At 69.7% G+C, this 21,824-nt stretch carries 23 protein-coding genes; 11 read left to right on the top strand and 12 right to left on the bottom strand.

Going from position 1 to position 21,824, the window contains the following annotated elements; genetic code table 11:
- The first annotated feature begins 63 nt into the window (after positions 1-63).
- On the top strand, positions 64-726 hold the full coding sequence (locus tag AC5L3X_RS28470) for a TetR/AcrR family transcriptional regulator C-terminal domain-containing protein (RefSeq protein WP_494860961.1): 663 nt from the start codon (positions 64-66) through the stop codon (positions 724-726).
- 83 nt (positions 727-809) lie between these two features.
- Here the strand turns inward: AC5L3X_RS28470 and AC5L3X_RS28465 are convergent, their stop codons facing one another.
- The 4 genes from AC5L3X_RS28465 to AC5L3X_RS28450 all read right to left on the bottom strand — a co-directional run bounded on the left by AC5L3X_RS28465 (position 810) and on the right by AC5L3X_RS28450 (position 3,348).
- Positions 810-1,244 (bottom strand): beta/gamma crystallin-related protein, encoded by a 435-nt coding sequence (locus tag AC5L3X_RS28465; protein WP_494860960.1) that lies wholly within the window; start codon positions 1,242-1,244, stop codon positions 810-812.
- Between the two features lie 197 nt (positions 1,245-1,441).
- Positions 1,442-1,900, bottom strand: coding sequence for a GNAT family N-acetyltransferase (locus AC5L3X_RS28460; RefSeq protein WP_189128616.1), 459 nt, complete (start codon positions 1,898-1,900; stop codon positions 1,442-1,444).
- Between the two features lie 71 nt (positions 1,901-1,971).
- Complete coding sequence (locus AC5L3X_RS28455) at positions 1,972-2,490, bottom strand: hypothetical protein (protein ID WP_189128615.1); 519 nt, start codon at positions 2,488-2,490, stop codon at positions 1,972-1,974.
- Between the two features lie 642 nt (positions 2,491-3,132).
- Positions 3,133-3,348 (bottom strand): hypothetical protein, encoded by a 216-nt coding sequence (locus AC5L3X_RS28450; protein ID WP_189128614.1) that lies wholly within the window; start codon positions 3,346-3,348, stop codon positions 3,133-3,135.
- A gap of 290 nt (positions 3,349-3,638) precedes the next feature.
- On the opposite strand from AC5L3X_RS28450, the gene AC5L3X_RS28445 reads away from it, so the two are divergent.
- From AC5L3X_RS28445 to AC5L3X_RS28430, 4 genes are read left to right on the top strand one after another with little or no spacing between them, the layout of a single operon-like run.
- Complete coding sequence (locus AC5L3X_RS28445) at positions 3,639-4,811, top strand: cytochrome P450 (RefSeq protein WP_494860959.1); 1,173 nt, start codon at positions 3,639-3,641, stop codon at positions 4,809-4,811.
- Positions 4,808-4,996, top strand: a complete 189-nt coding sequence (locus AC5L3X_RS28440; protein WP_494860957.1) for a ferredoxin — start codon at positions 4,808-4,810, stop codon at positions 4,994-4,996. Before AC5L3X_RS28445 ends, AC5L3X_RS28440 begins: the two co-directional genes overlap by 4 nt.
- Positions 4,993-6,135, top strand: coding sequence for an NAD(P)/FAD-dependent oxidoreductase (locus AC5L3X_RS28435; protein WP_494860956.1), 1,143 nt, complete (start codon positions 4,993-4,995; stop codon positions 6,133-6,135). The genes AC5L3X_RS28440 and AC5L3X_RS28435 overlap by 4 nt, the downstream gene beginning before the upstream one ends.
- An 11-nt stretch (positions 6,136-6,146) precedes the next feature.
- A complete protein-coding gene (locus AC5L3X_RS28430; RefSeq protein ID WP_494860954.1) occupies positions 6,147-7,070 on the top strand; it encodes a LysR family transcriptional regulator in 924 nt (307 codons plus the stop codon).
- Positions 7,071-7,173: 103 nt separating this feature from the next.
- Here the strand turns inward: AC5L3X_RS28430 and ppk2 are convergent, their stop codons facing one another.
- Both ppk2 and AC5L3X_RS28420 read right to left on the bottom strand, forming a co-directional pair.
- Complete coding sequence (gene ppk2 / locus AC5L3X_RS28425) at positions 7,174-7,968, bottom strand: polyphosphate kinase 2 (protein ID WP_494860952.1); 795 nt, start codon at positions 7,966-7,968, stop codon at positions 7,174-7,176.
- Between the two features lie 159 nt (positions 7,969-8,127).
- Positions 8,128-8,424: a chorismate mutase gene (locus AC5L3X_RS28420; RefSeq protein WP_225263915.1), complete on the bottom strand. Its 297-nt coding sequence runs from the start codon at positions 8,422-8,424 to the stop codon at positions 8,128-8,130.
- Between the two features lie 134 nt (positions 8,425-8,558).
- Here AC5L3X_RS28420 and AC5L3X_RS28415 point away from each other — a divergent pair, with 134 nt between their 5' ends.
- On the top strand, positions 8,559-9,320 hold the full coding sequence (locus AC5L3X_RS28415) for a hypothetical protein (protein ID WP_494860950.1): 762 nt from the start codon (positions 8,559-8,561) through the stop codon (positions 9,318-9,320).
- Here the strand turns inward: AC5L3X_RS28415 and AC5L3X_RS28410 are convergent.
- Positions 9,317-9,736 carry a nuclear transport factor 2 family protein gene (locus tag AC5L3X_RS28410; protein ID WP_494860949.1) on the bottom strand — a complete coding sequence of 140 codons (420 nt, stop codon included), beginning with the start codon at positions 9,734-9,736 and terminating at the stop codon, positions 9,317-9,319. The genes AC5L3X_RS28415 and AC5L3X_RS28410 overlap by 4 nt on opposite strands.
- A gap of 235 nt (positions 9,737-9,971) precedes the next feature.
- Between AC5L3X_RS28410 and AC5L3X_RS28405 the strand changes: the two genes are divergently transcribed.
- Positions 9,972-10,628, top strand: coding sequence for a carboxymuconolactone decarboxylase family protein (locus AC5L3X_RS28405; RefSeq protein ID WP_494860948.1), 657 nt, complete (start codon positions 9,972-9,974; stop codon positions 10,626-10,628).
- On the opposite strand, the gene AC5L3X_RS28400 is transcribed toward AC5L3X_RS28405, so the two are convergent.
- Entirely contained in the window at positions 10,603-11,283 is a 681-nt protein-coding gene (locus AC5L3X_RS28400) for a dienelactone hydrolase family protein (protein WP_494860946.1), read from the bottom strand. The two genes, AC5L3X_RS28405 and AC5L3X_RS28400, sit on opposite strands and share 26 nt — an antisense overlap.
- An 83-nt stretch (positions 11,284-11,366) precedes the next feature.
- Between AC5L3X_RS28400 and AC5L3X_RS28395 the strand changes: the two genes are divergently transcribed.
- The 3 genes from AC5L3X_RS28395 to AC5L3X_RS28385 all read left to right on the top strand — a co-directional run bounded on the left by AC5L3X_RS28395 (position 11,367) and on the right by AC5L3X_RS28385 (position 13,944).
- The gene (locus AC5L3X_RS28395) at positions 11,367-12,170 is read left to right on the top strand and encodes an alpha/beta fold hydrolase (protein ID WP_494860944.1); all 804 of its coding nucleotides are present in this window, start codon (positions 11,367-11,369) and stop codon (positions 12,168-12,170) included.
- Positions 12,167-12,607: a GbsR/MarR family transcriptional regulator gene (locus tag AC5L3X_RS28390; RefSeq protein ID WP_189128603.1), complete on the top strand. Its 441-nt coding sequence runs from the start codon at positions 12,167-12,169 to the stop codon at positions 12,605-12,607. Before AC5L3X_RS28395 ends, AC5L3X_RS28390 begins: the two co-directional genes overlap by 4 nt.
- A 155-nt stretch (positions 12,608-12,762) precedes the next feature.
- Positions 12,763-13,944, top strand: coding sequence for a PucR family transcriptional regulator (locus AC5L3X_RS28385; RefSeq protein ID WP_494860942.1), 1,182 nt, complete (start codon positions 12,763-12,765; stop codon positions 13,942-13,944).
- A gap of 17 nt (positions 13,945-13,961) precedes the next feature.
- Here AC5L3X_RS28385 and AC5L3X_RS28380 read toward each other — a convergent pair whose 3' ends face one another.
- The 3 genes from AC5L3X_RS28380 to AC5L3X_RS28370 all read right to left on the bottom strand — a co-directional run bounded on the left by AC5L3X_RS28380 (position 13,962) and on the right by AC5L3X_RS28370 (position 18,019).
- Positions 13,962-14,810 carry an SGNH/GDSL hydrolase family protein gene (locus tag AC5L3X_RS28380; RefSeq protein WP_494860941.1) on the bottom strand — a complete coding sequence of 283 codons (849 nt, stop codon included), beginning with the start codon at positions 14,808-14,810 and terminating at the stop codon, positions 13,962-13,964.
- A 9-nt stretch (positions 14,811-14,819) separates the two neighbouring features.
- Complete coding sequence (locus AC5L3X_RS28375) at positions 14,820-15,929, bottom strand: alkaline phosphatase PhoX (RefSeq protein WP_494860939.1); 1,110 nt, start codon at positions 15,927-15,929, stop codon at positions 14,820-14,822.
- A gap of 215 nt (positions 15,930-16,144) precedes the next feature.
- A complete protein-coding gene (locus AC5L3X_RS28370; RefSeq protein ID WP_494860938.1) occupies positions 16,145-18,019 on the bottom strand; it encodes an ABC transporter ATP-binding protein in 1,875 nt (624 codons plus the stop codon).
- A gap of 408 nt (positions 18,020-18,427) precedes the next feature.
- Between AC5L3X_RS28370 and AC5L3X_RS28365 the strand changes: the two genes are divergently transcribed.
- Positions 18,428-18,964 (top strand): ferritin-like domain-containing protein, encoded by a 537-nt coding sequence (locus AC5L3X_RS28365; RefSeq protein ID WP_189128598.1) that lies wholly within the window; start codon positions 18,428-18,430, stop codon positions 18,962-18,964.
- Between the two features lies 1 nt (position 18,965).
- Here AC5L3X_RS28365 and AC5L3X_RS28360 read toward each other — a convergent pair whose 3' ends face one another.
- A complete protein-coding gene (locus AC5L3X_RS28360; RefSeq protein ID WP_494860937.1) occupies positions 18,966-21,776 on the bottom strand; it encodes a serine/threonine-protein kinase in 2,811 nt (936 codons plus the stop codon).
- Between the last annotated feature and the right edge of the window lie 48 nt (positions 21,777-21,824).

Below are 21,824 nucleotides of genomic sequence, written 5' to 3'. Positions count from 1 at the left end.
TTCTGTCTCCTTAGCGTTGCTAAGGCATCTGATGCTGCCTTAGCGCCGCTAAGCTGTCAATCGATGAGTGAGACCAAGCGCCCGGCGCTCAGCAGGCAGGCCCTGATCGAGACAGCGCTTCGCCTGGTCGACCAAGTCGGCCTCGACGGGCTGACCGTACGCAGGCTCGCCACCGAGCTGGGCGTGAAGTCCCCGGCGCTCTACTGGCACATCCGCACCAAGCAGGAGCTACTCGACGGCATGGCCGACGCGATCATCGTGGCCGCCGGGATGGGCCCGCCCCGCGAAGGCGAGAGCTGGCAGGGCTGGCTCACTCGCCGAGCTCACGCCTACCGCGCCTCGCTGCTCGCGCACCGCGACGGCGCCCGCCTGGTCGCCAACGCGGCCGGCCTGAGCCCGGCGACGATCAGACTGTTCGACGAGGAGCTCACCGCGCTGGTCGGCTGCGGATTCACCCCAGCACTCGCGCTGCGTACGATCTCGAGCTGCACCAGCTACATCAACGGCTTCGTCCTCCGAGAGCAGGCCGAGCGGCAAGAGAGCGCCGACGACCCCTCACAGCGGCTCGCGGCGGTGGCCGCCCTGCTGGAGCGCGGAATGGACGCCACCTTCCTCCTGGCCATCCGCGAAGGCGGCAGCACGCTCGGAGACGAAGCCTTCGACCACGGCCTTCGCACCCTGATCGACGGCACGGCCACCGCGCTCCAGCGTTCCACCCTCCACTGACACCTCCCAGTAGGTGGCCGAGCCGCCGTAGCGCAGCCACATCAGAGGCAGAGTGCCGCCGTCGGGTGATGTTCGCCTCTCCGTCAGAGGGTCGTACTCAGGAACATCGGGAAATTGAAGCAGTTCGGGCCGATGAGCCGCTGAACCGAGGAGATGGTGTCACCGAACTGCCACCACGCGTGGTGGAGGTCATTGATGGCCTGGCCTGGAAGGATGCAGTACGCGCGGCCGCCGTTGTTGTCGTGCTGGTAGACGACCCAGGCCGAGTCGCCGGTTACGCGGAGGGAACTGGCCCGGTCTTCGCTGCCACTGGAAGACAGATCGCGGTTGGACTCGGTGAAGGTCCAGTTGAGGCCGCCCATCGACTGGTTCTGGCCGATTATGAGACTCCCGACCGCGGACTGGCCGCCGCCCAGGACCGTTACCGCGTGTGCGGAGCCGGCCTGCGCCGGCGCGGCGGCCGTCAGTGCCGCCACGGTGGCTGCCGAGGCCAGGATCGCCAGCAGGTGCTTACGCATGAGATACCCCCTGTAAGAGTGACTGTCATCAGAAGGGCGTGACATCCCGTTCCACGGCATGGAACGGGAGACCCGAAACCGATCCACCAAGGCGACCTGGGTGGAGCAGACGCGGCCGGGCGGCGTCATCGTGACCCCGTGGTCACCCGGCTGGGGGTTCGGCGTCCTGGGCTCGTTCCCGGCGGGATGACGTGGTCTCAGCGCGGGTGATAGTTGAGCGTCCCGAGGGGCCAATGCGTGGACAGCCACGCTGTCACGGCTTCGTACAAGGGCACGTCCAGTTCGGCTCGGTCGGCCCGGACCCAGGAGGACACGTCAGCGTCGTGGTCGTCGCTGCGGGAGGGATAGATGTAGACGCATCCGATCACCTCGCCACCGGCCGGATCGAGGACGGTGTAGGTGAATCCGCGGCGCTGAACGAAGTCGTTCGCGTGGCGCCGCAGGTCTGCGAGGTTCGCCTCCAGGGTCATGCCGCCCACGGGGGGCCAGTCTCCGTCCGGGAAGCCCGGGGTCGCGCGGATGTGCTCGATGCTGCTGGTCCAGGCAGCGTGGTCGGCGGCGTTGTGCTGGGGGCCCAGAGGTTCCAGACGGAACTGCGGGGTGGCCAGGCATGGAGGGACGGCGAAGTCGTCGGGGACGAGAGCACGATCGTTCATGAGTCCGAGGCTATGGGGCTGAGCTCGCACCGACGGGCTCCAGCTACTCGGTCTCACAACATGAAAACGCTTCAGCCCTGCGGGCTTTTGTGCCCGCAATGAGGGCACGGACTTGTCAAGCTGCCTTCATGACGGGTGCAAGCGCACGGGAAGTCGCCGCAGTAGACATTGGAACCCGGCCATCCGTCTTCGGCAAAAATTCTCGCGCCACTGAGGCTGATGAACTGAAAAGTACGAGTTTCTGAGGCGTCATTCACGACCTGGATCTGCCAGTTGCTTCCCGGGCGGTCGAGAGACACTCGTACGAGATATACGTCGAAGTTTCTCCGCATCCAGGTGGCGGAGCCCACGATATGGTTCTCGGCGTCGACGACGGGCTCCGCGTCAGGGAATTCGGTCACCGTGACCGGCGGTCCCATGTCGGCTCTGAGCTGGATCAGCGGCGGCTTGGTGCCGCGCTGGCCGTCGGGACCGGACGTCACCAAGCGTAGGAGCATTGCCTGCCCTGAGCCAGGCGCCTCGATTCCGATAAAGTCGCTGGACTCTTCGGCGGCCAGCCGCAACGGAGCCGATGCACTAGGAAAATTCACGACCAACCACCCGTCATTCAACAAAAGTGCCTTAACGCCTACCTGCCCTCTTTGGTCCGCCTGGCCACGGGGCTCTCGGTAAAGAACATCAAAGTATGGATGATTGCCGCCGGGCGGCCCGGAGGAGTCTCATCTTCAGCAGCGCCTCGCCGTACGGCGGGGTCCCCGGCCCCGTTCGCGGTCGCCGCCATGGCGGTCTCGACCCTTCTTCCAGCTCTCCGGCGCGCTCCCGGTCAAGTGCGAGCGCCTGGCTGCGCTCTCCACGACACGCCGGGGCGGCCGGTCTGAGCTGCGTGGTGTCGGCCGCCCCAGGTGGACGGCCGCTAGTAGATCATGAACGCCGCTGACGCAGGCCCAGCAAGCAGAGCCGTGAGGGTTACTGCGGCGAGCAGGACAAAGAACAGTTTGCGCATGACGCCTCCTGGTCAGGTCACGGATTTTGCTCAGTGTGAAGCAGGGGCACCATAGTGACAAGGCCTAACAAATGGAGTGCGTGTTATCGCTCTTCCAGAGTTCGTGCGTCATCCCGGCGTACTGCCCCGCGCCTGCCCCCCGTGATTCGCCAGGTTGAGGCCGCCGGCCTCGCTGGTCCGGTTGTCCGTGTCCCACGCAGGCCGGACAGAACGGGCGGCACTGGACGCGTTAGGCCTTGACGGGCTTCCAGTGCCAGGTGTTGCTGGGGTATCGGACGCACTTGTAGCGCTTGGTGTGGGCGGCGGCCCGCATGGAGTATCCGTACGCGTTGCGCTGGGTTTTGGCGCAGAAGGCGCCGGGCGAGACGCAGTCCCAGTGCTTCTTGTGCTGGTAGTAGTACCTGCCCGAGCTCTGCTTCTGTTTGCACCAGCCGGCCGGGGCCACCAGCGAGTGAGAATGTGAGTGACTTTCGGCGGACGCTAAAGCGGGAGCTCCAGAAATGGACAGGAGAGTTGCCGCACCAAAGGCGATGATGATCGTTTTTCGCACCGTGATTACATTAGTCGTCACCAATTACGTTTGGGATACTTTGCGGAATGGATCAAACAACCACCGACCCCGCGCACGCGGGCGCGTCGACGCGGGCGCCGTTCCATGACGCATGCATGTCGCGCATGTAACAGCATGTAAAACATTCACTTGTTAGATGCAAGGGCAGCCACTTCACTGAGGGTATGACCACCCCGCCTACCTCCGACGTCGACCTCTTCGCAGACGAGGTCGTCCTCGACCCGTACCCCGTCTACGCCGAACTGCGGGAGCAGGGCACCGTCGTCCACCTCCGGAAGAACGATGTCTACGCGCTGACGCGCTACGCCGCCATCCGTGACGCGCTCGTGGACTGGGAGTCGTTCTCCTCGACCTCGATCGCGTTCAATCCGATGGCCAACGAGGCGCTCACCGGCACCTCCCTCGCGTCCGATCCGCCGATCCACACGCAGCTGCGCGCCACGCTCACCGAGAACCTCTCACCGCGTGCGCTGCGCGGGCTCAAAGGCCGGATCGAGGCGAAGGCGGACGTTCTCGTCGCCGAGCTCGTCGAGAAGGGCTCCTTCGAGGCCATCGACGCCCTCGCGCGGGCCTTCCCGCTGGAGGTCGTCGCGGACCTGATCGGCTTCACCGGCCACGTGCGCGACAACATGCTGCGCTGGGGACAGGCCGCCATGCAGGTCCTCGGTCCGATGAACCAGCGCACGGCCGAGAGCTTCCCGATCGCCGGGGAGCTCTACGCCTGGTGCTCCCAGGTCGAGGCGTCCGACCTGGCCGAAGGGTCCGTGGGCCGCGGCATCTTCGACGCCGAGGCGCGGGGCGCCATCCCGCCGGACACGGCCGGTCACATCATCCACCAGTACCTCGGCGCCGGTGTCGACACCACCGTGGCGGCGATCGGCAACGTCGTCGCGCTCTTCGCCGCGCACCCCGATCAGCTCGATCTGGTCCGTGAGAACCCGTCGCTGGTGCCGGCGGCGTTCAACGAGGTGCTGCGCTTCTGGCCTCCCGTCAACGCCTGGGGCCGGCGCGCCACCAGGGACGTCGAGATCGACGGGACCGTCATCCCGGCGGGCGCGCAGATCGCGGTCCTGCTCGGCGCCGGCAACCGCGACCCCCGGCACTACGAGAACCCGGACGCCTTCCTCGTCGAGCGCAATCCGGTCGACCATCTGTCGTTTGGCTACGGCCCCCACGGCTGCGCGGGCCAGGGACTCGCGCGCCTGGAGGCTCACGCTGTGATCGAAGCGCTCTCCCGGCGCGCCAAGCGTCTCGTCGTCGGGCCCGAGCTCCGTGTTCCCAGCAACATCACCCGGAGCATCGAGGAGCTCCCCGTCCTGGAGGTGATCCCCGCGTGAGGATCGTTGTCGACCGCCCCCGCTGTGAGGGTCATGGCCTGTGCGAGGAGGCCGCGCCGCGGCTCATGCACCTCGACGACGACGGCGAGCTCGTGCTGGACCGAGAGGAGATCGACGAGGCCGACGTCGCCCTGGCGAACGCCGCCGTCCGCGTGTGCCCGGTCGCGGCGCTGAGGATCGCATGAGTGGCGGCACCATCAACCGCGTCGTCGTCGTCGGCAACGGGATCGCCGGGCTGACCGCGGCCGACACGCTCCGCGAGGCCGGGTTCGACGGCGAGCTGACCATCGTCGGCGACGAGCCGCGCCCCGCGTACAGCCGCCCGGCCTTGTCGAAGGCGCTGCTGCTCGACGGCGACGACGTGTCGTCGCACGAGCTTCCGCCGACCGGCCACGGGGCGACCGAACTGCTGGGCGTACGCGCGACCGCACTCGACCTCGATCGCCGGCTCGTCAGCCTCGACGACGGCACGGCCCTGCCGTACGACCGCGTCGTCCTGGCCACCGGCTCCCGGGCGCGACGGCTGTCCGGCCTGTCCGAGGAGCTCACCCTGCGCGGACTCGACGACGCGCTGTCCCTGCGTGGCCGGCTGGCGGCCAGACCATCGGTCATCGTGGTGGGCGGCGGCCCGCTCGGCATGGAGATCGCCTCCGGGTGCCTGGCCGCCGGCTGTCAGGTCACCCTCGTCTCCCAGGGCGTGCCGCTGATCGTCCAGCTCGGCCCCTACCTCGCCGGCGTCTTCGTCAAGGCCGCGCTGGACCAGGGACTCACCATCGTCGAGACCGGGTCGGCCCGGCTCGAACGGCGTGAGGGGAGTGCGCGGGTCGTCCTTGACGAGGGCGCGGTCCGCGAAGCAGAAATGATCATCACCGCCGTCGGCGACGTACCCAACACGGAATGGCTCGCGGACACGGGACTCGCGGCGCAGGGCGTCATCCCGGTCGACTCGCACGGGCTGGTCCGGCCCGATGTCGCGGCCGTCGGTGACCTGGCGGCCTTCCCCACTCCGTACGGCTTGCGCCGCATCCCCCTCTGGAGCAGCGCGATCGAGCAGGCGAAGGTCGCCGCCCGGGCACTGGTCCACGGCGACGACTCACCGCCGCTGCGGTTCCAGCCGTACTTCTGGACCGAGCAGTTCGGGCTGAGCCTCAAAGCGGTGGGCTATCTGCCGCTGGAGGGCGAACCGACGTACCTCGAGGGAGAGCCCGGTGGCGGGCCGGCGTTGATGCGCTGGTCACACGATGACGGGGCCGGTGTGGCCGCGGCGCTCAACTACCGGGTCGCGATTCCCCGGCTGCGTCGTATGAGTCAGGCCGCCGCGTAAGGTTCTTCTCGATGGGACACGACGGAGAGGACGTCACAGGTTCGGGGTTGGACCGGCTGGCATCGGTCAACCTCAACCTGTTGGTGCCCCTCCTCGCGCTCCTGGAAGAGCGTTCGGTGACCAGGGCGGCGCAACGGGTCGGGCTGTCACAGCCGGCGATGAGCCACGCCCTCACGAGAATGCGGCGGCTGCTGGGTGACGACCTCGTCGTCCGGCAGGGGGCAGGCGTCACCCTGACCCCGCGAGCACAGGAGCTGATCGTGCCGCTGCGCAGTGCCCTGCAGCAGACGGCGCACATCGTGAACTTCCCCTCCTTCGACCCCACCACGGATCAGCGCGTCATCACGATCGCCATGACCAACAGCACGGCGTTCGTCCTCGGCCCTCGACTGGCGCGGCTCATCGCCGAGCAGGCTCCTCGCGCCACGTTGCGGATCCGTACGATCACGGTGCCGACCGAGGCCACTTTCACCGACAAGGGCGTCGACGTCGTGCTGATCTCCGAGGGGCACTACTCGCCGTATCCACGCGAGCGCCTCTATGACGACCGCATTGTGGTGGTGGCCTCACCGGACACTCCTCCGGACGCGAACGCGCTCGACCTGCTGACCACCCAGCCGCACATCGTCGTCGACACCGATGGGCGGGTCTTCCCCTATGCGGTGCTGGAGGAGAAGGGGATCCCCTACCGGGTCGGCCAGTTGGTCTCCGACTTTCTGCTGGTGCCTTTCCTGGTCGCCCGCGCGGGCGGCGTCGCCCTCTTTCGCTACCAGGTCGCCGCCACCATGCTGACCCTCGCCGACCTGCGGATCGAGGAGTTCCCGTTCCCGCTTCCCGGGCTCGGGATCGACATGGTCTGGAACCCTCGGCTGGCTGACCAGTACTTCATCGAATGGCTTCGGGCGCTGCTGTTCGACGTCGCGACGGGCCTCTGACGCCGGCCTGATCCACCCCGAGTACCTGCCTTAGCTTGTCGTTCTACCTCTGGCCTGGCATTTGCCACGATCTGGCTTGAGACTCTCCTACACGCGGCCGGCGTCACAGGCCGGTCGTCACGTCCGGAACGAACGTGTCCAGCCTTCGCGGCGGGCGCCGGTAGCCGGTGCTCGGCGGGCGTTTGGGGATCTCCATGGAGGGCCGCTCGACCTCCTCGTACGGGATCGTCGACAGCAGGTGGCTGATCATGTTGATCCTGGCCCGGCGCTTGTCCTCGCTCTCCACGTCGTACCAGGGCGCCTCGGGGATGTGGGTGTGGATCAGCATCTCGTCCTTGGCCCGCGAGTACTCCTCCCAGCGGGTGATCGACTCCAGGTCCATCCGCGACAGCTTCCAGTGCCGCATCGGGTCGTCCAGCCTGGCCCGGAAGCGGCGTTCCTGCTCGGCGTCGCTCACCGAGAACCAGTACTTGCGCAGCAGAATCCCGTCCTCCACCAGCAGCCGCTCGAAGATCGGGCACTGGTGCAGGAACCTGGTGTATTCGTCCTGCGTGCAGAATCCCATCACCCGCTCGACACCGGCCCGGTTGTACCAGCTCCGGTCGAACAGCACGATGTTCCCGGCGGCCGGCAGGTGCTCCACGTAACGCTGGAAATACCACTGCGTCCGCTCCCGCTCGGTCGGCGCGGGCAGGGCGACGATCTGGGTGATCCGGGGGTTGAGATACTCGGTGACCCGCTTGATCGTGCCGCCCTTGCCGGCGGCGTCACGGCCCTCGAAGAGCACGACCAGCCGCTGCCCCTCGGCACGCACCCACTCCTGCACCTTCACCAGCTCCGCCTGCAGGCGAAGCAGCTCCTTCTCGTACGGCTTGCGCCTCAGCTTCTGGACAGCCATACGGATCCTCCCTATGCCTCGCGGCTGATGAGGACCAGGATGCGCGGTGATCGACCCGCCGTCACGTGGGCGCGTCGGAGACGCACGGCCGTGCCCGGCCGCGCTGAACTGATCGGCGGCAGCGATCGGGGGCATCGCCCGCGCTGACGAACAGGGCGATCAGCCTGGGGCGCCGGCGGCCCGGTGTTCGGTCAGTTCGAGCTCGATGAACGCGTCGATCATGGCCCGCCACACGCTCTCGGCCACGTCCGGGGACAGTCCGGCGCCGGCGGCGCGTTCGCGGGCCGCCGTGACCACGTGCTCCACCCGGCCGGGAGCGCGTACGGCCTGCTCGTCCTTCTTGAACGCGGCCGCTCGCCGGACCAGGGCCTGCCGATCGGCCAGGAGGCGGATCAGCTCACCGTCGAGCGCGTCGATCCGGGCGCGGACCTCGGCCAGGCTGGTCGGTTCGGACACCAGGCTCTCCTTGTACTCAGGGGAAGGCTCGCAAATCACTCGGGGGAAGAGTACGGGGGTCTCCTCCCGCGTGAACTCCTGGCCGTCTCATGGAGTCTCACTCGTGGAGAACATCACGAAACGGGGGATCCGCCATGTTGCGCCAGCTCGCCGCCGCCACCGCACTCGCGGTCGGCGTCACCGCCCTGACCGCCCTTGCCACTCCCGCCTCCGCCGGCTCGGCTTTCCAGGCCGCCACGACGGAGGTCCTGTACGGCTACGCCTGGGCCGACGGCGGGAACGCGCTGCGGATCACGCCCGCGAAGGCGACCATGGTCAAGGAGTACGGGATCCGGCGCTACCGGCTCACGCCCATCCCGGGCGCGAAGGAACGGCGGATCGTCTACTCCGGCGCCGGGTTCCGCAGGATCACCGCCGCCTGCGACCTGAAGGAGACCGAGGGCGTCGTCCGGCTCGACCGCGAGGGCCTGGGCACGACCAGGTGCGAGGCCGCCGACCTCGCCTTCGTGCTGAAGCTCGGGCCGGCGCCGGTGCGGATCTCGCTGGGCGCGACGACGGAGGTGCGCGAGTTCCTCGCGACGCCCAGGAAGCCGCGCGCCGCCTTCGGCACGATCAAGCGCGTGAACGACACCACGGTGCTCTTCGCGAAGGGCCGGACCGCGGTGCGGTTCCACTACACCCTGGCTGACTTCCACCGGACCACCAGGCGGTGCGGCGACCGGTGGCTGGCCGATCACACCCACGCGGACCGCGACGGTCTCGGCACCCGGGCGTGTGGCACGGCCTCCTTGACCCGGGCGCTCAAACGGGCCGAGTATCCGGTGCTGGCCAAGGTGGCGTACGACCCGGTCAGCAGGCAGTTGCTGGAGGTCTGGGAGGTTTTCGGCGACGCCTAGGACCGGTCGAAGGCCTGGGCGACGGCGAGGCTGTCCTCGTAGATGTGGTGCCGGGTGACGAGGCCGTCTTCGACCGTGAGGTGCAGGGCGAACCTTGACCGGTAGGCACGTCCGGTGGAGCGGGCGGTCTGGCGGATCTCACCGAGGACGACCGCGTCGTCGCCGTCCACGAGAACGCGTTCGATCACGGTGCCCGCCTCTTCGGGCACGTGGTGCTCGGCGATCTGCCGGAAGTGGGCACCGGCGTCGGCGCGGGTGGCGCGGTGCCGGATCCATGGCGTGGCGGCGCGTCCGTGCTCGGCCTCCGGCCAGTCCAGTTTCCAGTCGCTGTGCTCGGCGTACATCTCGGCGATGCGCTCGGAGTCGCCGTCGCCGATCCGACGCAGTAGTTCTTCGACGACCTCGCGCGTAGACATGGGGTATTTCCTCCTGATCGGGAACCTGCGGTGAGATCACATCCTTTCCAATACGCCCACGCGGCGCGATTACCTCTCAGGTAACAGGATTCATGACAGACAACCTCATACGTGGATCTGACGAACGTTTCGCATCATCGTCGGGTCGCTCCCCATCCGCGCGGCGTCCGGGTCATCCACGCCTGCTAGCTTCGTCGTCTGTATGACACATGTCGCTGGTGCCGGGAGAGGCCCTATGCACGGACGCATCCCCTGGTATGAACGCACGACCCTGACTCCGGAACAACGCGCGGTCTACGACGAGATCGTGGCCGGGCCGCGTGCCGGCGGGCCCTTCCAGTTGACCGACCCGGCCGGGAGACTCGAAGGACCGTTCAACGCGATGCTCACCGCACCGGGTGTCGGCGGCCCCCTCCAGCGGCTCGGCGCCGCCATCAGGTACGCCACCTCCCTGCCGGACCGCTCGCGGGAGATCGCCATCCTCGAGGTCGCCGCGGTGCGCCGCTGCGACTTCGAGTGGTACGCGCACGAACGGGTCGGCCGCGGGGTCGGGCTCACCGAGGAAGAGCTGGCCGCCCTCTCCACCAGGGCCGACGCCGTCACCTTCGACGAGACCGAGCGCACCCTCCGGGCGGTCTGCCGGGCCCTCCTGACCGACCGCTCCCTTGACGACGCCCTCTACGCGCGCGCCAGGGCCGACCTCGGCGAGCACATGCTGTACGAGCTCGTCGTCCTCGTCGGCTACTACGACACCCTCGTCCTGTCACTCAGCGCCTTCCGCACCCCCCTCCCGGCCGGCGAGCCCCCGGTCTTCGACCGTCCCTCCCCCGAGCAGGACCCCACCGCGGGGCGCGGGGCCCGCGTCTCTAACCGGCCTGGCCCTCCTGGGTGAGGTCGCCGGGCCGGGGAGGCAGGTGGCTGGCGAACCAGTCGGCGGCCAGGTCGGCGACCTGGTCGAGCGCGCCGGGCTCCTCGAACAGGTGGGTGGCGCCGGGCACGATCTCCAGCCGGGTCTCGCCGGGCATCCGGCGCTGGGCCTGACGGTTGAGGTCGATGACGATCGGGTCGTCGCCGCCGACGATGAGCAGGGTGGGGCACTCCACCCGGACGAGGGAGTCCTCGGCCAGGTCGGGGCGGCCGCCCCTGGAGACGACGGCGCGGACGGTGTCGGGGCGGTGCGCGGCGGCCACGAGCGCGGCGGCGGCGCCGGTGCTGGCGCCGAAGAGGCCGATGCCGAGGCCGGTGAGGCGGGGGTCGGCCTCGGCCCAGTTGGTCAGGCAGGTCATCCGGCCGGCGAGCAGGTCGATGTCGAAGCGGTATTCGCCGGTCAGGGAGTCGCGCCGGTCCTCCGCCAGGGTGAGCAGGTCGGCGAGGACCGTGGCCAGCCCGGCGGCCTGGAGACGTCCGGCGACGTGACGGTTGCGCGGGCTGTGGCGGCCGCTGCCGCTCCCGTGGGCGAACAGCACCACTCCCCTGGGGTCCGCCGGCACGGCGAGATCGGCCTCCAGAACGGCGTCGGCCACGTGCACCCGTACGCTCTCTTCCACCCTTGCCCACCTCGCTGTCAGCCCTGTGACCTGCCGTGATGCCTCCAGCGTACGCCTGCCGATTTATTCACTATATTTAGTACATGCTGAATATAGAGGCGAGCCTGACGATCGCGGGATGCGACCTCCACTACTGGGACACCGGCGGCGACGGCACTCCGGTGGTGTTCTCGCACGGGGCGGGAGCCGACCATTTGATGTTCCGGTCGCAGGCCGAGCACCTGGCCGGTCACGGATACCGGGTGGTCACCTGGGACCTGCGCGGGCACGGGCGGTCGCGTCCGGGCGGCGCGCCGTTCACGGCGGAGCGGGCGGCCGGCGACCTGCTGGCGCTCCTCGACCACCTGGAGTTGGCGCGGCCCATGCTGGCGGGGCAGTCGCTGGGCGGCAACCTCGCCCAGGCCGTCGTGCGGCGGCGGCCCGGTCTGGCCCGCGGGCTGATCGTGATGGACTCGACGTGCAACACCGGCCCGCTCAGCCGTGCCGAGCGGGTCCTGCTCAGGGCCGCGCTGCCCACCCTGTCCGTGATCCCGGCGCGACGGCTCCCCGCGCTGATGGCGAACGCCTCGGCGGTCACCGAACAGGGACGGGCGTACGCGCGGCGGGCGTTCGAGCAGTTGCCGAAGCGGGAGTTCCTGGCCGTGTGGCGGGCGACCGTGGAGCTGGTCGATCCCGATCCGGCCTACCGGACTCCGGTGCCGCTCTGCCTGATCCGCGGCGAACGCGACCGCACCGGCAACATCGCGACCGCGATGCCCCGCTGGGCCCGCACCGAGGGGGTGCAGGAGACGGTCATCCCGGACGCGGGGCATCTCGTCACCCTGGACGCGCCCGACGCGGTCAATTCGGCGATCGTGGCGTTTCTTCGTACGGAGCTTGAATCATGAGCGAAACGGACAGCTTCGTGACCGCGGTGGGCGATCTCCTCGCGTCGTGGAACCTGCCGCACGCGACCGGCCGGGTGTACGGGCTGCTGCTCGTCACGGACGAGCCCCTCTCGCTGGACGCCATCGGCGCGGAGCTGCGCCTCAGCAAGGGCGCGGTCAGCACCGCCGTACGACAGCTCGTGTCGTGGGGCCTGGCCCGCACCATCCCACGACCTGGCAGTCGCCGCCTGGTCGTGGAGGCCGCCGGGGGGATCGAGTCGCTCCTGGAGGCCAGCCACGCCCGGGCCCGCACCCTCATCGGCACCCTGCGGCAGGGCCGCGAGCTGGCCAGGAGCCCGGCGACGCGCGAACGGCTGGACAGCGTCGTCGGCCTGTTCGAGAGCTATGTCGCCGTCGGCGAGGACATGCTCGCGCGGCACCGCGAGCCACCCTCCTGAGGGAGCCCGGGTGAACGAGTTCGTCGGCGCTTGCCAGATATGTCCGGGGTTGTGGGTTGAGTCCCGGTCTTACCTGGGTCGTGACGGGGAGTCGTGGTTCTGCCTTACTGGATGGGCGTAAGCAACGACCTTCAGAACGACCTTCGGGAGCGACGATGGCCGAAGCGCTCACCCTGGCCGGGCGGGCCGTACACGAACTCCTGGACCGGAAGGCGGTGAGCCTGGCCCGGGAGCTCGTCCGCTCGTTCGTCGAGGAGATCCCCGTCTACCGCCAGTTACCCGCCGAGGAGATCGCCGGCGACATCGAGCGGATCACCGTGCACAACCTGAGGCTGGTCGCCCGGATGTTCCGCGACCGCCGGGCGCCCACCTCGGCCGAGCTGGAGCCGCTGCGGAGGTCGGCGGCGCGCAGGGCGCAGGAGGGCGTGCCGGTCGAGGCGATCCTGGCCGCCTACCATCTGGGGGCGGGCCGGATCTGGGATCACGTGTTCGCCGACGCCTGCGAGAAGGATCTGCCCGACGCGCTGGACGCCGGCCGGCTGATGCTCCGCTACATCGAGTCCGTGACGGCCGCCGTGTGCGGCGCCTACCAGAGCGAACGCGAGAGCCTGGTCAGCCAGGACCAGCACGCCCGGCACGCCGCCGTCTCGGCGCTGCTCAGCGGCGAGCCGCTGGCCACGGCCGGCATCCGGTTCGCCGCCCGTTATCTGGTGCTGAGCGTGACGTTCGGCTTCCACCCCGACGAGCGGTCGGGGACGGTGGCCGGGCGGCGCAAGCTGCGCCGGATCGGCGACTCGGTGCAGAAGTTCGCCGCCGAGCCGGTGCTGTCACTGCTGGATCCGGGCGGCGGGCTGATCTTCGTGCCCGACCTCGACTGGTGCTCGGCCGAGGCGCTGGTGGCCGGGATGGGCGAGGCGGCCGGGGTGGAGGTGCGGGCCGCGGGCGAGGTCGTACCGCCGGAGGGTGTGGCGGACGCCGCCCGGCTGACCCAGGAGGTCCTCGACGTGGTCCAGCTCTTCCAGCACCCGCCGGGGCTCTACCGGCTGGCCGACGTGCTGCTGGAGTATCAGCTGACCCGGCCGAGCGAGGCGACGGAGCACCTGGCCGGGCTGCTCGACCCGCTGACCGGCAACCCCGACCTGCTGCGCACCCTCACCGTCTACCTGGAGACCGGGCTGGACCGCAGGCGTACGGCCGAGCTGCTGCACGTGCACCCCAACACGGTCGACTACCGGCTCCGCCGGGCCGTGAGCCTCACCGGGCTGGACCCGGTCGACCCGGCGGATCTGCAGTCCATCGGCGCGGCGCTGGCCGCGCGCCGCGCCAGAGGACGCTGACCTCGTGCTGTACGGGCTTATACGGCCGCGCGCACGGCCGCGGTGACGATGGTCGCGAAGTTGCGCATGCCGAGCGCGTTGGGGTGGAAGGGGGTGGCCGGGGTCGTCGGGATGTACGGCTCGATCCAGCGGGTGCCGGACGACTTGCAGGGGTCGTGGCCCTCGCTGGGCGTCTGCAGGTCGATGAAGCCCACGCCCTGGGACGCGGCCTGCTGGGCGAGCATGAGGTTGAAGTAGGCGATGGTGGCGCGGATGTAGTTGGCGTCGGCCTTGAACACCGGCACCCTCGGCCAGCAGCCGTTGACCGGCGCGTAGGTGGCGTAGCCGACCACGAACACCCTGGCCTGCGGGGCACGCGCCCGGATGTCGCGGATCACCTGGTCGATCTTCGGCCGGAGCGCGTCGGTGGCGTCACGCCAGGAGTCGCGCCCGTTCTGCTGGTAGTCGTCGTTGCAGGGGTCGCCGGGCAGCAGCAGGTTGAGGCAGTCCTCGATGAAGCCGGTCAGGCCGACGTCGTTGGCGCCGATGTGCACGGTCACCAGGGTGGTGCTCGACGACAACGCGTTGAGCTGCGGCGGCACCGAGCCGAGGTCGGTCTCCTGCGACTCGTACATGTGCCTGGTCTTGGCTCCCGAGCAGGTGACGTCCTTCAGGGAGCCGCCGAGGTTCTGCGAGGTCAGGTGGGCGTAGTTGCGGTCGGAGCGGAAGCAGCCCAGCTCGGGCAGGATCTGGTTGGGGATGAGCGGCCCGGCGGCGGCCGAGTCACCGAGGGCGACGTACGACTCGGCGGCTGCGGCGTGCGCCACGGGCGTGAGGCTGAGCGCGAGCAGGCAGGAGGTGGCGAGGAGGGTTAATCGGCGGAACATGGTGACTCCCTAACGTCGGAAGGGGCCGGTGACTTCGTAGGTGACGCCGCCCGTGCCCGCCGTCTCTCCACTGGTCCCGCGCTGCGAGGAGAAGTACAGGCGCGAGCCGTCGGGGGAGAACGCGGGACCGGTGATCTCGGAGCTGCCGTGACCGTCGAGCCGCATGACCGGCGCGACGATCCGGTCCGGAGTGATGATGTTGATCTCCATGTTGCCGCCGTCCTCGGCGACGTAGAGGTCGCCTCCGCGGGTGCCGGTGATGTTGTCGACGCCGTCGAGGGTGCCTCCTCCCGCGTAGATCGCGGAGAGCGTGCCGGCGACCGCGTCGTACGCCCAGACCTTGCGGTCGCCCTTGGCCGTGAAGTAGCAGACGCCGGCGGCGTAGTGGCAGCCTTCGCCGCCGTCGAAGTGCAGGGCGGAGCTCACCTGGTGCCGGGTCTGCCGCTCGAACACGCCGGGCGACGGGTCGGGGACCTGACGCCACACGACGCCCTCGCACAGCACGTCGAGCCGGCCGCTGGACAGGTCACCCCAGGTGTTGGGGCGGAACCGGTAGAGGCAGCCGTCGCTCTCGTCCTCAGTGAGGTAGATGACCTGGTGGTCGGGGTCGCAGGCCGCCGCCTCGTGCTTGAACCGGCCCATCGCCGAGCGCGCCTGGGCGGAGCGGACGCCGTACGGGTCGGTCTCGTAGACCCGCCCGCGGAAGATCTCCTCGCACGACAGCCAGGTGTTCCACGGCGTCGCGCCGCCCGCGCAGTTGATGTTGGTGTTGTTGAGGATCCGGTACGCCCGCTCGATCGAGCCGTCGGCCCGGAACCTCAGCGCCGACGCCCCGCCGATCAGCGGGACCTCGGAGTTGGACACGTAGATCCAGCCGGTGCCGTTGGCGAAGCAGGCGCCGCCGTCGGGGGCGGGATGCCACAGGATGCCGCCCACCGACTGGCCCGTGCGGGCCACGACCCGGCTGGTGAAGCCGGCGGGCAGGGCCATCCCGTTGGCGTCGGGCGGGCCGAGTGGTCCGTACGGGCTCGCCCCGGCCCAGGCGGGCGCCGCGGCCTGCCACAGCGAACCCGAGAAGGCGGCGGCGGACATGGCGAAGAGGAAGGTGCGTCGCTCCATGGGAATCTCCCGTGATCAGTGGAGTTCCCCCACACCATCCGTCGCCGCCCCCCGTCCGTGAATTGGGCGGCGCGGTAAATCGCGGCGGCCATTCTTGTGACCCATCACATAGCCGCCCGGCGGCTGTGAGCGTCCGGCCCGGTGGCGCCCCCATGCGCCCGTCCGGCAGGCGGGGACCGGACGGTCAGACCCGGTCCCCGTCTGCCGGGCGGTGCTCAGACCGGGACGCCGAGGCGTCGGATCCGGATGCGGTCCACGCGCCGGGTCGGCTCCAGCACGATCCGGCGGGCCTCCACCGGTACGTGGCGCAGGTCGTGCGTGATGAGGATCGTGGTCCGGCCGGCCATGAGCCGCCGCAGCGGCGCCATGACACGGGCGGCGGTCGCCTCGTCCAGCCCGGTCATCGGCTCGTCGAGGACGAGGACGGGCGCGTCGCGCAGCAGTGCCCTGGCGATGGCGATGCGTTGCCGCTGGCCGCCGGAGACCAGCCGGCCGCGCTGGCCGAGCGGAGTCTCGTAGCCGCGCGGCAGCGTGGAGATGAAGTCGTGCACCCCGGCCAGTTCCGCCGCCCTGATCACGTCGTCGAGCGACGCGCCGGAGCGGCCGTAGGCGATGTTCTCGCGCACGCTGCCCGAGAACAGCATGCTCTCCTGGTGCAGGATCGTGACGTTCTCACGCAGCGAGGCCCGGGTCACGTCGCGGATGTCGACGCCGTCCAGCAGGATGCGCCCCGCGCTCGGCTCGTAGAACCTGAGCAGCAGCTTGGTCAGCGTGGACTTGCCCGCTCCGCTCGGCCCGGTGCAGACGATGAGCTCGCCGGGTTCGGCGACGAAGGACAGGTGTGACAGGGTCGGCCTCCTGCGGTTCGGATAGGTGAAGCCGATGTCGTCGAACTCCACGCGGCCGCGGCTGCGGGAGATGAGCGGCACGGCGACGGGGCGGTCGGTGACGGCCGGCCGGGCGTCGAGGATCTCCAGGACCCGGTCGGAGCCGGCCGCCGCCTCCGACACGGTGAGCGCGATCTGCCCCAGGCTCTGCACCGCCGGGTAGAGCATCGCCAGGTAGGCGGCGAAGGCGAGCAGGCCGCCCAGGGTGAGGCGTCCTTGGGCGATCTGCCAGGCGCCGAAGCCGAGGACGATGATCAGGCAGACGGTTTCGAGCACCTGGACGAGGGGGCCGTACATGCCGGACAGCCAGGCCTGTGACAGGTTGGCCCGCAGCCAGCCCTGGCCCTCGCGGTTCAGGCGTACCGACTCGTTGTTCTGACGGTTGTAGGCCTGCACCAGCGGCTGGTTGGCCAGGCTCTCCTCGATGACGCTGTTCATGGCGCCGTTGCTGCGGCGCTCGCGCGCGGCGGCCGTCCTGAACCTGCTCGCGAAGATCTTCGAGACCAGGAGGAACGCGGGGACCAGCGCCAGGGTGACCAGCGCGAGGTCCCACCGGACGTAGAACGCGGCACCGGCGAAGAAGACCACGCTGGCGACCGTGGTGATCAGTTTGACCACGCCGGAGCCGACGAGCTCCTCGATGGCCTCGATGTCGTCGGTCAGCCTGGCCATCAGGTCGCCGAGCCGCCGGTTCTCGAAGTAGTCCGGTGTCAGCGTCTGGACGTGCGCGAACACCCGGTCGCGCAGTTTCAGCAGGAAGCGTTCGGCGCCGAGGGCCGTCAGGTACGTACCCCCGAAGGAGGCGAGGCCGGCGACGGCGGCGAGTCCGAGCCACATGGACGCGGGAGCCCAGAAGGCCGCCAGGTTCCTGGTGGTGAGCACCTCGTCGGTGATGTGGCCGAACAGGCCGATCGCGGCGACCTCGCAGAGCGCGGCCAGGATCGCGAACACCGCGCCGGCCGCGAACAGCCGGCGCAGGCCGCGAGTCCCGGGCCAGAACTCCCGGAAGGTCCGGCGCAGGGTGACCGCCGGCGCGAGCGGCGCGCGGTCTCCCCTGCCGGACGGCGAGAACGAGAGCCGGCGGGTGACCCGCCGGCTCTCACGTGTTCTTGCTACCACCACCACCGCCGGCGCCATCCGCAGCCACAGCCGCCTCCGCACCAGCGGCGTCGGCGGCATCCGCAGCCACGCCTCCAACCGCATGCCTGGAATCCGTTGCGAGCCATTTCTCCTCCTCCAGTGGTGAGGATCTTTCCAAAAAGGACGCTAGCACCCATAAGGACACAAATCACTACTAATCGGCCCGATTAAATGAGACTTGACCGGCGGCCCCAGGAAGAAAGGCCGGTTGCGCATTAGCGGTAAATGGCCTGCAAACAATCTTCGACGGGGTCCATACAGAAGGCGCCATAACCGGCCCCGCACGCCGCCTTCACCCCGAACGGCCGCCACCAGCGGGGATGGCGACTTTGGTTGAACATTAAACACGGCTAATTACCGGCCAGTAACAGCCTCTGGAAGGCCGTTCGCGATGTTTGCCCCGAGGCCGGAAGTGACCGCTCTTTGTCATCCAAGGCGCGTCTTCAGCCACCCAGTGGGCAGGAGGCCGACATGGCTGAGTTCCTGACCGACATCAAGACCATCCGCGAGCGCGCCCGCGCCGAGATCGACAAGGGCCCCATCACCGACGCGTACGGCGCCGACCTGGAACGCGTCATCCAGGTGTGCAACGAGGCCCTGGCCACCGAACTCGTCTGCGTCCTGCGCTACAAGCGGCATTACTACACCGCCTCCGGGATCCAGTCGGAGTCCGTGGCCCAGGAGTTCCTGGAGCATGCCGGCGAGGAGCAACAGCACGCCGACAAGCTGGCGGCCCGGATCGTCCAGCTGGGCGGAAAGCCCGACTTCAACCCCGACACGTTGACCACCCGCGCCCACTCCCAGTACGACGAGAGCCTCGGCCTGATCGACATGATCAAGGAGGACCTGGTCGCCGAACGCATCGCGGTCGCCAGCTACACGGAGATCATCCAGTGGCTGGGCGACCGCGACATCACCACCCGGCGCGTGTTCGAGGAACTGCTCGCCAAGGAGGAGGAGCACGCCGACGACATGCAGAGCCTCCTGGAACGCATCCCCTCCGCGTGACTCACCTCGACGGCGGCGCCGGGGGCTCCTTCGGTCGTTCGAGTGAGACCACCAGGTGGGCGGCGGACGGCGGGCGGGGGTCGTCGAGGTCGGGCGGCTTCCGGTCGAGGCGGAGACGGTAGCGGCGCGTGTCCTGCGCCTGCCACGCGGCCCGGTGCCTGATCAGGTCGGTCTCGGCGGCCATTCGCTCGCGTTCGAGGCGGTGCCGGTCGCGGGTCTCGGGCTCGCAGCAGTCGCAGCCGCCGAGGCGTCCCTCACAGCTGGCGCCCGGGGTCGGCAGCGTGACCTCGCGACCGGCGGTGAAACCGGCGATCTCCGGGTTCTCGATCAGGAACAGGTCGAGGGCCCGCTGGGCGTCGGCGCTCAGCGCGGGGTTGATCGGGATGGCCATCAGCACGCCGCTGGCGGTCTGGATCGCGCCGATCACCCGTGGCTCCAGGAGCTCCACCGGCAGGCCGAGGGTCCCGAAGTGCTGGATCTGGTCGCCGAGCGGGAGCAACTGGAAGACCGCGAACTTGTAGTACTGGTCGTGGGCCATGATGTGGCGGCGCAGCGCGTCGGCGCGCTCGGTGGCCTCCGCGACCTCGCGCAGCGGGAAGGCGAAGTCGACCCGGTCGGTGTCGGTGTCGATGGCCTGCTGCTCGTTGGCGCCGCCGGCCGCGCCGCCGGGCGTGCCGGGGTCGTCCGGCGCGGCGGCCTGGGCGAGGGCGGACATCGCCGAACGGACCGACTCGACGAGCGCGGGCAGCCCGTTGTCGTCCGGGTCCTTGGCCCGCCAGGCGGCCAAGGTGTTCCAGTACCAGTTGGCCTCCGCGGCCGAGTCCGCGTAGCGGTCCACGGCGGTCCAGATGATCGACGAGATGTCGTCGGTGTTGGTGTGGAGGGAGTCGAGCTGGTTCAGCCCGCCCGGGGACGGCAGCGCGCCCGCGAGGGCCGTCCATGCCGAGGTGAGCTGGCCGGCCGTGGCCTTCTCGTAGCCGGAGAGGATGCCGTCGAGTGCCTGCTTGAGCCGGGGCAGCAGCCGGGTCAGCAGCATTCGGTAGATCCACATGCGGAAGCCGAGCAGGTGGGTGGTGCTGGGCGGCTCGTAGCCGTCGTTCCACGCCGCCATCAGCGGATCGCAGCTGGCGGTGTAGAGCCCGCGGTAGCCGGCCGAGAGCCGGCTCATCGCCTGCCTCGCGCTGACCAGCTCCGGCGGGTCCGGCGGCTCGTCGTCCTCGCCGCCGCCCTGTGCGCCGGCCGTTTCGGGCTTCTCACAGGCCGCCTTCTCGCATACGAGCTTGAACGCCGCCTCGCGCGCCGCCAGCATCCGGGCGGCGGCGAAGCCCGGCGCCATCGCCGGGTCGAGCAGCGCCAGCCGCAGCGCCCGCTCGTGGGTACGGAGGTCCTCCGAGGTCCAGGACATGCTCCGGATGTTCACCGGCAGCCCGATGAGCACGCAGACCGCCGCGTCGTCCTTGGCGAAGGTGGTGGTGATCTCGTAGTTGGCCACCACCTCGAAGTAGTCGAGGGTGAGCGTGCGGCACTGGTTGACGTTGCGGACCCGCCGGGTGACGCGCTCCTCCCGCCCGACCTCGCTGGACTCGACGATCTTGGTCTGCCGGTTGGTACGCACCCGCGTCGCGGCCCGGCTCACCGCCTCGGTCAGGTGGTTCGCGGTCCGCTTGGCCACGTTGGACACCGTCTCGGTGCGGTTCACCCCTCCGGAGATCTGGGCGTCCACGGCGCCGTACAGCACCCGGAGCGAGGCGTTGGCCTGGAGCTGCAGGTTCTCGTTGCGGGTCATGTCCCTGACGACGTCGATGACGTCCTTGGTCGTGTCGGACGACTCGAAGGACTGCTCCACGTCGGTCGAGGAGGACTGTTCGAGGCTGCGCTTCGATCGGTCCCAGGAGAAGATCTCGATCGTGGTCTCCTCCTGTGGCCCCAGGCTGGGGCTCGTCAGCAGCGGGCCCCTGGAGTAGCCGTTCAGCCGCCACGTCTGCCGCCAGGGCAGGAACAGCACGACCTGACCGGTGCCGGGGATCGGAGCGGCCGGATCGCCGGTCGCGCCCTCGACGACCGGCTCGGCGGGGGTGTCCTCCGGGGCTTCGACCTCGGGAGTGTCCGGCTCCACCGGCCGGTCCTCAGGCAGGTCCGGCGACCGGTCGGGGACGGGATCGTCATCCCGTGGCCGCATCCGTAGCTCGACCGGCCCGCCCCCGCCCTCCTCGGCGAGCTCGACCGTCGTCCGGCCCACCCGGCGCAGCTCGCCCACGTTCCGCGCCGACAGGCTCAGCCGGAACGGCAGTCCCTCCAGACCGGGCACCCGCGGCCGGGTCAGGAACGCGGCCAGGTCGGTGATCTCGTGCTCGGTGACGGCGGGCGCGGTGGCCTGCCGGCGCTCGGGGCCGGGCGGCCGGAGCAGCACCACGCTCTTGCCCGCCCGCGTGCGGGCCGCGAGCCGCACCGGGCGTCCCCGCAGCAGCGCGGCGACGACCGGCCGGGTCAGGGGGATCTCGAACTCGGTCTCCTCATCCGAGACGCGCCCGGTGGCGAGCAGCCCGTCGAGATCCCGCACACCGATCTCCCGCACCTCGGGCTGGGGCTCGGGAGGGGCCGAACGTCTCCCGCCGTCGGCCAGCGCGTCGCTCAGCGAGACGACGGGGTGCGGCCGGGTGAACCGCGGCCGGTCCGCGCGGGCGGGCGCGGTCAGCTCGACCGTGGCCGTGACGTCGTCGATTTTCTGCGCGAGCCTGATGAACTGGCCGAACGTGAAACTCTCAGTGATGCGGTTGACCGGTAGCGGCGACTCGCAATCGCAGTCGGCCATCAATCCGAACCGGTCCTCACCGCCGTTCGTATGCGCTGGATCGGGAGA

The sequence above is a fragment of the Nonomuraea sp. CX421 genome, assembly GCF_059358955.1.
This window is presented reverse-complemented; position numbering and strand designations above follow the sequence as displayed.

What these genes read in the sequence shown, in the direction of transcription:
- AC5L3X_RS28470 (WP_494860961.1), top strand. Translation starts at nt 64, where the DNA reads ATGAGTGAGACCAAGCGCCCGGCGCTCAGCAGGCAGGCCCTGATCGAG.
- AC5L3X_RS28465 (WP_494860960.1), bottom strand. Translation starts at nt 1,244, where the DNA reads ATGCGTAAGCACCTGCTGGCGATCCTGGCCTCGGCAGCCACCGTGGCG.
- AC5L3X_RS28460 (WP_189128616.1), bottom strand. Translation starts at nt 1,900, where the DNA reads ATGAACGATCGTGCTCTCGTCCCCGACGACTTCGCCGTCCCTCCATGC.
- AC5L3X_RS28445 (WP_494860959.1), top strand. Translation starts at nt 3,639, where the DNA reads ATGACCACCCCGCCTACCTCCGACGTCGACCTCTTCGCAGACGAGGTC.
- AC5L3X_RS28435 (WP_494860956.1), top strand. Translation starts at nt 4,993, where the DNA reads ATGAGTGGCGGCACCATCAACCGCGTCGTCGTCGTCGGCAACGGGATC.
- AC5L3X_RS28430 (WP_494860954.1), top strand. Translation starts at nt 6,147, where the DNA reads ATGGGACACGACGGAGAGGACGTCACAGGTTCGGGGTTGGACCGGCTG.
- ppk2 (WP_494860952.1), bottom strand. Translation starts at nt 7,968, where the DNA reads ATGGCTGTCCAGAAGCTGAGGCGCAAGCCGTACGAGAAGGAGCTGCTT.
- AC5L3X_RS28415 (WP_494860950.1), top strand. Translation starts at nt 8,559, where the DNA reads ATGTTGCGCCAGCTCGCCGCCGCCACCGCACTCGCGGTCGGCGTCACC.
- AC5L3X_RS28410 (WP_494860949.1), bottom strand. Translation starts at nt 9,736, where the DNA reads ATGTCTACGCGCGAGGTCGTCGAAGAACTACTGCGTCGGATCGGCGAC.
- AC5L3X_RS28405 (WP_494860948.1), top strand. Translation starts at nt 9,972, where the DNA reads ATGCACGGACGCATCCCCTGGTATGAACGCACGACCCTGACTCCGGAA.
- AC5L3X_RS28395 (WP_494860944.1), top strand. Translation starts at nt 11,367, where the DNA reads ATGCTGAATATAGAGGCGAGCCTGACGATCGCGGGATGCGACCTCCAC.
- AC5L3X_RS28390 (WP_189128603.1), top strand. Translation starts at nt 12,167, where the DNA reads ATGAGCGAAACGGACAGCTTCGTGACCGCGGTGGGCGATCTCCTCGCG.
- AC5L3X_RS28385 (WP_494860942.1), top strand. Translation starts at nt 12,763, where the DNA reads ATGGCCGAAGCGCTCACCCTGGCCGGGCGGGCCGTACACGAACTCCTG.
- AC5L3X_RS28380 (WP_494860941.1), bottom strand. Translation starts at nt 14,810, where the DNA reads ATGTTCCGCCGATTAACCCTCCTCGCCACCTCCTGCCTGCTCGCGCTC.
- AC5L3X_RS28375 (WP_494860939.1), bottom strand. Translation starts at nt 15,929, where the DNA reads ATGGAGCGACGCACCTTCCTCTTCGCCATGTCCGCCGCCGCCTTCTCG.
- AC5L3X_RS28370 (WP_494860938.1), bottom strand. Translation starts at nt 18,019, where the DNA reads ATGCGGTTGGAGGCGTGGCTGCGGATGCCGCCGACGCCGCTGGTGCGG.
- AC5L3X_RS28365 (WP_189128598.1), top strand. Translation starts at nt 18,428, where the DNA reads ATGGCTGAGTTCCTGACCGACATCAAGACCATCCGCGAGCGCGCCCGC.
- AC5L3X_RS28360 (WP_494860937.1), bottom strand. Translation starts at nt 21,776, where the DNA reads ATGGCCGACTGCGATTGCGAGTCGCCGCTACCGGTCAACCGCATCACT.